Genomic DNA, 7630 nt, shown 5'->3' on the forward strand with positions numbered 1-7630 from the left:
ATTTCTTCAAAAGTTTTATCAAAAATATTTTCAATTTTTTCTGTTGGTTTAACTATAATTTTTTTCTCTTTTTTTTCTATTCCAGTTTTTATAGTTTTTATTAAATATTCAAGGGTACTTATATCTTGCCTAACCTCTTTGTAAGCCCATAAAAGTCCTTTTATAAGGTCATTTTCTTCAAATATTTTCAATAATTTTTCAATGTTGTTAACAGTTAATAATTTTGCTAAAAATCTATTTTTTATTCCTTTTTTGATAACTTTATCTAATTTTTCAGATATTTCAACTTCAATTTTTTCAACTTCTTTTATCTCTTCTTTTCTACTACTCCATGTAAATTTTAAATGAGTTACCTTTTTTCCAGTTTTTAATTTCTCTAAACATAAATCATTAAAATATTTTGGAAGCTCATCCATAATAGGCTTTAGTACTCTATCATTAAAATTTGATGTTGTATATTTACTTGGAACACCTAGTATTTCTCTTAATATTTGGACCTCATATTTCACATTTTTTTTGCTCTCCCATTGTTTTAACAATTTAAACATATTTTTTGAATAAACACTTTTTAAACTCACAAAATCTACTAAGTCAAACTTTGTAAATGTTCCTATAAGTTTATTTAAAATATATTCAAAATCTTCACTAGCTTTTATTATAATTATTTGTTCATCTTTTTTTATAATGTATCTACTAAATAAAACAAAACGTCTTATTTCTTTTTCATCCTCATATTTTAAGTTTAATTCCAACATTTTTTTATATACTCGATCTAGATCAGAATAAAATCTTTCGATACTTCGATTTGAATATTGAGATAATTTCCTAAGATCTGAAAAAGAAAAAACAATTTCATTAGTTCCTTTATCTTTCATTTTTTGACAAATTGAAAAAAATAAATCTAATTCTTTTTCTTTGAATCCAGCAAAACTAACTTTATTCATATCATTGTGATATTTAATAATTTCTTTCCCCATTTTTCCTCCAAAAATAAAATGTTACAAAATGTAGTAAGATTCCCTAAAAAGCCTTTATAAATAAGATATACCACATTATTTATCGCAAGTCAATTTTTTGTAGTAAGTAATGTTACAAAATGTAGTAAGTAATGTTACAGGTTGTAGTAAGTAATGTTACAAAATGTAGTAAGCAATGTTACAGGTTGTAGTAAGTAGTGTTACAGGTTGTAGTAAACAGTGTTACAGGTTGTAGTAAGTTATAGTATTCTAAGTCAATAAAATCAATATCTAGATGATGTCTAAATCTTTTAAAGATTATTTAAAGAATAAAAGATTCTTTTAAAGAAAAGACTCTTGATTTTTTTTGAAAAAAAGATTATAATAAAATTGATAACAATAGAATTGTTATCCGTGTTTTGTACGTTAACAAAGAGGAGTTGGTAGCCTTTCCTTTCTCTTGGGGACAATAAAAAAACAAGAATTAAAGTTTGATTATTATTTATTAATAATTGACTACTACCACAAAATAAAATATAATTTTATTATGAAAAAAAGTCGTAGTATAAAATCTATGACTTTTTTTCATATCTATTAAATTTTTTAGAGAGGATTTTAATAATGCTAAGAAAAATTATATTGGAATATGAAAAACATCTAAAGGGAAAAAAATTTAAAATAACATTAGAAACTGGTGAAATAATTGAGTTCCAAATAGCTAAAAAAAGATTAAAGCATTTATTAGGATTCCAATATACAAGTTATTCAACATTCCCAGCAGAACTTATTTATTCAAAAATTAAAAATAGAAAATTAACTTTAGAAAAATTACAAAAAGATAAAAAGTTCAAAATTGTAGAAACAAGAATAATTAATTTTACAAGAATAATAGATTTATTATCGTTAAACGAAACAGATTTTATTATCGAGTTTAACAAAACTTTAATTCAAAATTGTGAGCTAAAATCAAAATATATAATTTACAAAGACAATTCTAATCATATTTTACACTTGGGATTAGCTGAAGATAATACTTATTATCCTGAAACATGGTTTATAAGAGATGAACGAACAAATAATATTGATCTATATATAAAAAATCAAAAAAAAATAAAAGTTATAAAATTTGAAATTATAACAATAAATTAAAAAAAGATTAACTTTTACAATGAGTTAATCTTTTTTTATATAATTTAAACCGCTTTAAATAGCTGAATTTAAGATTTCAATAGATTTTATGTTAAAATATATGACTTGAAAACACAAAGTGCCTTAAAATCGATTTTAAGAAGAATAAGATATTTAATTTTTTATCTAAAAACCTCTTCAAAATTATTAAAAAAAATTCAATGGGAAAAGTTATAAAATTAATAATTGACATTTTTCTGATTTTTTTATATTATAGGCTAATAGCCTATAATATAAAAAAATGGTCTAGGAATAAATATTTTCGGAGGTTTTTATGAGAATGCCTTTTACAAAATCAACTCCAGAAGGAAGAATTTTTTTCCAAGCATACAAAATAATTGAAGAGATCATAGAATCCAGTGAAATTATTGATTCTATAAGTACTATTCACTTAAGCCAAACTTATAAAAGAAATTCTTATCTAGTTTCAGATGAAAATTTTTTTAATAGTTTGTGTCAAAATCTTGGTGAGCTGGGAAAGCAATATAAAGAAATAACTGGTAAAGATAAATTACCTAAAATTTTTATACCACCAATTTTGTATAAAAATGTAAAAAGTGTAACCACATACATAAATAAAGCATATTCTAAAAAAATATTAACTTATGATGATTATGCAGGAAGAGAACTAAAAAAATTACATAACGAATTAATGGAAAGTAAAGTTCCTCAAAGTCAAATAGATCTTGAAATAAAAAATCTTCGTGAACAATTAAAAAAACAACAAGAAAAATATAATGCAAAACTAGCAATTATAAGATTATCTTCTTGTGATTTTAGAGCAAAATTAAGAGATGATGAAAAAGAAATAAAAAGAATTACATTAAGGGAACAAGGAACATTTTTTCTTGGGAAACCTAAGTTTTATGAGCAGCCACCAAAATCTCCAAGAAATGATTTATATGAAAATAGAAATGGAATTTATCAAATAAATGCTGAGGTTTACTTATCAGATTTAGAAGATCCTACTCTTATTTAATAGGTTGTTAACCTATAATATAAACGATAGAACTAAAAGAGCTAGTTTTTCACTTCTAGCTCTTTATTTATTTTTATTTAAATAAGTTATTCCAAATTGTTTGCCAAAATCCAATCAAATAAGTTGTTTCATCTTCTAACTTTTTGGGAACATTCCTTTTTTCTGCATCTTGGATGTACAAAGCATTATCTTTTTTATCAAAATAAAACTTTGCTTCTCCCCTTTGAACTCTATCTATTTGCATAAGCTTTTCATAGATTTGACTCTCTCTAACTATTAATTTTTTGTTATAATTAAGATTTGTTATCCATAAGAAAAAACCAATAATTACTCCGTTAAGAATAAAACTGATCCCTCCAATTTTTAAAAGATTTTTCCAAAAGTTTTCTCGATATTTATCTCTGATATTTTCCAAAACATTTTTACTGTCAGTGTTAAAATTAGTAACAATATTATTTGCATTATCTAGAACCTTAGTATTATCTTTAATTTTTGTTTCTAGGTTAGAAATATTAGTCAGTAATGTCGAAGCCTCTGTCATTAATTTTTCGTTTGATTTTATTAGAACTTCTTTGTTGTTGTTCATTTCTTGATTTAAGTTCTCGTTCACTTTCTTCAGCCAATCGCTTTGACTCTCTTTCATGTCTTTTATCATCAAGGGTATTGACTCTTCTAAGTCCAAAACTTTCTCTAAAGCTTTCTCTAGTGATGATTCCATTTTGTTGTATTGCTCTATCATCAACTTTAGTTCTAAATCCTGCTTCCTGTTGGTGTTCTGATAGTTCATTAGCAGTTCTTTCAATTGGTTGTTTTCCTGTATTAACTCTTGATAACTCTGGTCTTTCATATTGCTCTCTTGTTTTAGAAAATTCATTTTCCAACCCCTCCTTACTCAATATTTCATGATTAAAAGTTTTACCTAAAGTATTTAATCTAAACTTATTTTTCTTTCCAGTTAAAATATTTTCTGAAACTGTGAAAGTAATATTTTTTTTATGATCTTGCCAATCTACTTGATAACCATTTGAATCCATTTTTTCAATAAACTCATTTTTATTTTGGCAGCACTTTGATATTTCTAAAATTGAATTAACAAGATTTAAACTATCGTTTGGGACCTCTTTATTTTTTAAAGATTTTTTTAGAGCCATATATTGTTCTTTTTTCCAAGCAATAATTTTACCTTGTTCAGTTGTTTTTTGAGGTATTTCTAATCCATGATCTTTATTAATTTCATTAGAAATTTCTTTCCATTTTTCTAAATCATTTCTTGAGCATTGGAATTTATGTCCGTCAACATAAGAAACTGAATTAACAATCACATGACAATGGGTATGTTTTTGATCTGTATGAACTGCTAAAAAAACCTCGTTATCTTTTATAACTTTATTACAAAATTTTTCTGTAAGTTCAAGAGCTTCTTCAGGAGTAACTTCTCCCTCTTTAAAAGATTGGACATAATGAAGATATTGGCGACCAGTTTCTTTATTATAAAACTCTTTAGTATTTTGAAAATCATTAAAGGCTTCTTTCCAATCATTAGAACAATAAATTCCTTTTGTTAAAGCTGCTTTTTTTCCCACATATTCTAAAGTAGATTTAGCTCCACCACTTTTTGAACTTGGATTACCTATTCCTTTAAGGATTGCCATAGCTCATTCAGCTCCTTTTTTATAGCTTCTACATCATTAGAATAATGACTTTTTTTAGCTATTTGGTTAAGGTTATTTGAAGCTATTTTTAGAGTCTTAAAAATCTCCTTTAATGTTGTGTTATATTCTTCAATATCTGTAGCTAAACTTTTTCTTAAAAGTTCTCTAAAAAATTGGTTTTGGGTACATTCCAAAATTTTGCATTGTTCTACTAATAAATTGTAATCATCTTCATCAAGTCTTACTGTTAATTTTTTCATCTTTTCAACTCCTTTAAAAGTTAAATAAAAAGTACCCGTTTTTATAGGGGAGTTTTTATTTAACTTAATGGGGGGATTAAAGGGGGGCTATGCCCCACCTTTACAAGTTCTACTTTGACGACTAAAACGAAGTTTTTGACGGCAAAAGTAGTAAACTTGCCTTAGTAATTTTCACCCACAATTATATCAGCTATTATTGACACTTGTAAACATTAATACTATACTAAGATTAATAAAAGTAAAAGGGGGGAATTACAAATGATTGAAAATAATTTTAGTGAGAAAAAAAATAAAAAAACTATTACAGAATTAAAAGAAGAAATTAAGCAACAAAAACAGAAGGCCATTAGAGAAGCAAATAAGAAAATAAAAGCTCTTGAAAAAAGAGAAAAAGAACAAAGATTAAAACCATATTTTAAATTGGTTGAAAAATATATCGATAATATTTCTGATAAAGATTTAGAAATTATGATTAAATATGTTGAATCTAAGTTTAAAAAATAAATTATGGTATTTAAAAACTGTTTTTTATATTAAAGTAAATTTTTTTGAGATTTTTGATTTTTTAAAAAATAAGTCAAAGTATGAAGAGGCTTGGAATTTAATGGAAGAAACTCAAATTATGATTAATAGTCTAAAAAATAATCCATTTTTATGTACTGAAGCTTTTAATATTCAATACATAAAAGAAACTTTAGATAAATTTGAGCTTTTATTTCCATATTATATTTTTAGTAGTAGAGAAATGATAATAAAATCATCAAAATGTTCAATTTGTGGGAAAGAATATAATGTTAGAAATTCTTGTGTCATAATTTTGGAAAAGTTTATAATGGTAATTTATGTCAACGAATTATAGAAGATGCTCAACTTATTTGCATTACACTTGTTAAAAATCCAGTAGATAAATATACTTTTTTAAAAATCAAAAATGAAGAATTTAAATTAGAAAAATTGAAGGTATATTTAAAACCACGAATGGAGCGAAATGCTCTTTGCTGGTGTCAAAGTGGAAAAAAATATAAAAAATGCCATTTAGATGAAGATATAAATGGTATTCACTATAAAATTTTATTTAATAAATATGTTGAGCCGAAAGAATTAAAAATAATAAATAGCTTAAAAAAATAAAATATTTTCTGATCCTCGGCACCAAATTTGTAACTTTCTCAATAAAGTCAAATGGCTACTCACTAGGGTAGCTTTTTTTCTAAAAAAAGTTAAAAATTTAAAATGTTTCAATAGATTTTATCTTAATTTTTTTAAGTAATTTGAAACAATCTATTTTAACAAATTATAACTTTTATTTTTTTTTTTAAAGTGATATACTAAAATTAATTGAAAATTTTAATACAGGAGATTATATGGAGGGAAAAATAAAAATTACCAATCCAAATACAAATACTTCACTAGATTTGGAAATTCATTTATACAATAGCAATTTAATTAATGAACGAAATACATTTAAAAGTTCTAATTCTTCTTATAGCCAACTTGATTATTTTATAAAGAATTCCTCTTCTTTATGTCATGAAAATAAATTTAGAGGAATTTTTGAAATTTTTTATAATAACGAGTATATTGGTTTTTTTTCTTTTTATTTTCAAAATATTAATTTTAATAGAAGAGGATACGAAAATGAAATTCAAACGTTTGTGAATATAGATTATTTTGCAATAAGCCAAACTTACCAAAGGCAAAAAATAGGAACAGCCGTTTTTACATATATTATAAATAATATTTCTCAATTAAGTAAAAAATATAACTGTATAAGTGGAATTATTTTAACTCCGTTAAATCAAGATATAGCAAAATTTTATAAACATTTTGGCTTTAAAGAAATAGAGTCTACCAATGAATATATTTTAATTTTTTAAGTAAGGAGTGATAAAAAATGAATGATAAAATAATTTATTTTGAATCTAATGAATATCAAAAAATTCTTCGTTCAAGTAAAAAAATTATAGAAAAAAACATTAATCAAAATATTAATCAAAAAGAAGAGTTTATAGAAATTAAACTTAATGATTTTCATTTTTGCAGTCATAATAAAAATACTAAAACTTCAAGAGAAAACGAGAAATCTAATAATATTAAAATTTCAAAAAAAAAAAATCAAATTAAAAAATTAATTTTGAATTTCGGAGGAATACATGAATAAATTTATTGTATCTGACTCATTTAAATCTTCATTTGAAAAAGCAATACACTATAGTATTACTAATTATGATAATATAACAATTGCTGTTGAACTATTAGATCAAGTTGATGGAATTATAAGTGATGTTCTTGGAATGGATATTACAAATAGTTTAAAGAAAAAGAAAGTTATTCAAGTTCAATATGAAAATCAAAAAAAAATATTAAATCTAATATCTTTTAAAAGTAAAAATAATAATATTCAAACTTCACAAATTATTATTGCTTCTTTTATAACGTTTCAATATTTAGAAAATTTAATGTTACAATATCCTAAAATAGATTTTATTTATATTCCATGGTTACCCGAAGAAAAAATAAAAATATCAACATATAAGAATTTTTCACTATTAAATTAGAAGTAGAGTCTTCTTCAAATTTTGTGTAAATTCTAAA

General features: G+C 23.7%; 12 protein-coding genes. 8 read left to right on the forward strand and 4 right to left on the reverse strand.

Annotated elements, in window-relative coordinates:
• A partial coding sequence (locus HMPREF0202_RS13955; protein WP_023049742.1) for a replication initiation protein occupies positions 1-977 on the reverse strand: 977 nt, incomplete at its 3' end.
• 600 nt (positions 978-1577) lie between these two features.
• Here HMPREF0202_RS13955 and HMPREF0202_RS13960 point away from each other — a divergent pair.
• Both HMPREF0202_RS13960 and HMPREF0202_RS13965 read left to right on the forward strand, forming a co-directional pair.
• Positions 1578-2105: a PBECR4 domain-containing protein gene (locus HMPREF0202_RS13960; protein ID WP_023049743.1), complete on the forward strand. Its 528-nt coding sequence runs from the start codon at positions 1578-1580 to the stop codon at positions 2103-2105.
• A gap of 313 nt (positions 2106-2418) precedes the next feature.
• Positions 2419-3123 carry a hypothetical protein gene (locus HMPREF0202_RS13965; RefSeq protein ID WP_023049744.1) on the forward strand — a complete coding sequence of 235 codons (705 nt, stop codon included), beginning with the start codon at positions 2419-2421 and terminating at the stop codon, positions 3121-3123.
• 73 nt (positions 3124-3196) lie between these two features.
• On the opposite strand, the gene HMPREF0202_RS13970 is transcribed toward HMPREF0202_RS13965, so the two are convergent.
• From HMPREF0202_RS13970 to HMPREF0202_RS13980, 3 genes are read right to left on the reverse strand one after another with little or no spacing between them, the layout of a single operon-like run.
• Positions 3197-3664: a hypothetical protein gene (locus HMPREF0202_RS13970; protein WP_023049745.1), complete on the reverse strand. Its 468-nt coding sequence runs from the start codon at positions 3662-3664 to the stop codon at positions 3197-3199.
• On the reverse strand, positions 3636-4775 hold the full coding sequence (locus HMPREF0202_RS13975) for a relaxase/mobilization nuclease domain-containing protein (RefSeq protein WP_023049746.1): 1140 nt from the start codon (positions 4773-4775) through the stop codon (positions 3636-3638). Before HMPREF0202_RS13975 ends, HMPREF0202_RS13970 begins: the two co-directional genes overlap by 29 nt.
• Entirely contained in the window at positions 4754-5035 is a 282-nt protein-coding gene (locus tag HMPREF0202_RS13980) for a plasmid mobilization protein (protein ID WP_023049747.1), read from the reverse strand. The genes HMPREF0202_RS13975 and HMPREF0202_RS13980 overlap by 22 nt, the downstream gene beginning before the upstream one ends.
• 258 nt (positions 5036-5293) lie before the next feature.
• Between HMPREF0202_RS13980 and HMPREF0202_RS13985 the strand changes: the two genes are divergently transcribed.
• From HMPREF0202_RS13985 to HMPREF0202_RS14010, 6 genes are all read left to right on the forward strand, one after another.
• The gene (locus tag HMPREF0202_RS13985) at positions 5294-5539 is read left to right on the forward strand and encodes a hypothetical protein (RefSeq protein ID WP_023049748.1); all 246 of its coding nucleotides are present in this window, start codon (positions 5294-5296) and stop codon (positions 5537-5539) included.
• Entirely contained in the window at positions 5514-5894 is a 381-nt protein-coding gene (locus HMPREF0202_RS13990) for a hypothetical protein (RefSeq protein WP_023049749.1), read from the forward strand. Before HMPREF0202_RS13985 ends, HMPREF0202_RS13990 begins: the two co-directional genes overlap by 26 nt.
• A 119-nt stretch (positions 5895-6013) precedes the next feature.
• Positions 6014-6166, forward strand: a complete 153-nt coding sequence (locus tag HMPREF0202_RS15170) for an SEC-C metal-binding domain-containing protein (RefSeq protein WP_147524954.1) — start codon at positions 6014-6016, stop codon at positions 6164-6166.
• A 233-nt stretch (positions 6167-6399) separates the two neighbouring features.
• A complete protein-coding gene (locus HMPREF0202_RS14000) occupies positions 6400-6912 on the forward strand; it encodes a GNAT family N-acetyltransferase (protein WP_023049751.1) in 513 nt (170 codons plus the stop codon).
• A gap of 17 nt (positions 6913-6929) precedes the next feature.
• Positions 6930-7196, forward strand: a complete 267-nt coding sequence (locus HMPREF0202_RS14005) for a hypothetical protein (protein ID WP_023049752.1) — start codon at positions 6930-6932, stop codon at positions 7194-7196.
• Complete coding sequence (locus HMPREF0202_RS14010; RefSeq protein ID WP_023049753.1) at positions 7189-7593, forward strand: hypothetical protein; 405 nt, start codon at positions 7189-7191, stop codon at positions 7591-7593. The genes HMPREF0202_RS14005 and HMPREF0202_RS14010 overlap by 8 nt, the downstream gene beginning before the upstream one ends.
• Positions 7594-7630: the final 37 nt, after the last annotated feature.

The sequence above is a fragment of the Cetobacterium somerae ATCC BAA-474 genome, from assembly GCF_000479045.1.
Taxonomy (GTDB): domain Bacteria; phylum Fusobacteriota; class Fusobacteriia; order Fusobacteriales; family Fusobacteriaceae; genus Cetobacterium_A; species Cetobacterium_A somerae.

What these genes read in the sequence shown, in the direction of transcription:
- HMPREF0202_RS13960 (WP_023049743.1), top strand. Translation starts at nt 1,578, where the DNA reads ATGCTAAGAAAAATTATATTGGAATATGAAAAACATCTAAAGGGAAAA.
- HMPREF0202_RS13965 (WP_023049744.1), top strand. Translation starts at nt 2,419, where the DNA reads ATGAGAATGCCTTTTACAAAATCAACTCCAGAAGGAAGAATTTTTTTC.
- HMPREF0202_RS13970 (WP_023049745.1), bottom strand. Translation starts at nt 3,664, where the DNA reads ATGACAGAGGCTTCGACATTACTGACTAATATTTCTAACCTAGAAACA.
- HMPREF0202_RS13975 (WP_023049746.1), bottom strand. Translation starts at nt 4,775, where the DNA reads ATGGCAATCCTTAAAGGAATAGGTAATCCAAGTTCAAAAAGTGGTGGA.
- HMPREF0202_RS13980 (WP_023049747.1), bottom strand. Translation starts at nt 5,035, where the DNA reads ATGAAAAAATTAACAGTAAGACTTGATGAAGATGATTACAATTTATTA.
- HMPREF0202_RS13985 (WP_023049748.1), top strand. Translation starts at nt 5,294, where the DNA reads ATGATTGAAAATAATTTTAGTGAGAAAAAAAATAAAAAAACTATTACA.
- HMPREF0202_RS13990 (WP_023049749.1), top strand. Translation starts at nt 5,514, where the DNA reads ATGTTGAATCTAAGTTTAAAAAATAAATTATGGTATTTAAAAACTGTT.
- HMPREF0202_RS15170 (WP_147524954.1), top strand. Translation starts at nt 6,014, where the DNA reads ATGGAGCGAAATGCTCTTTGCTGGTGTCAAAGTGGAAAAAAATATAAA.
- HMPREF0202_RS14000 (WP_023049751.1), top strand. Translation starts at nt 6,400, where the DNA reads ATGGAGGGAAAAATAAAAATTACCAATCCAAATACAAATACTTCACTA.
- HMPREF0202_RS14005 (WP_023049752.1), top strand. Translation starts at nt 6,930, where the DNA reads ATGAATGATAAAATAATTTATTTTGAATCTAATGAATATCAAAAAATT.
- HMPREF0202_RS14010 (WP_023049753.1), top strand. Translation starts at nt 7,189, where the DNA reads ATGAATAAATTTATTGTATCTGACTCATTTAAATCTTCATTTGAAAAA.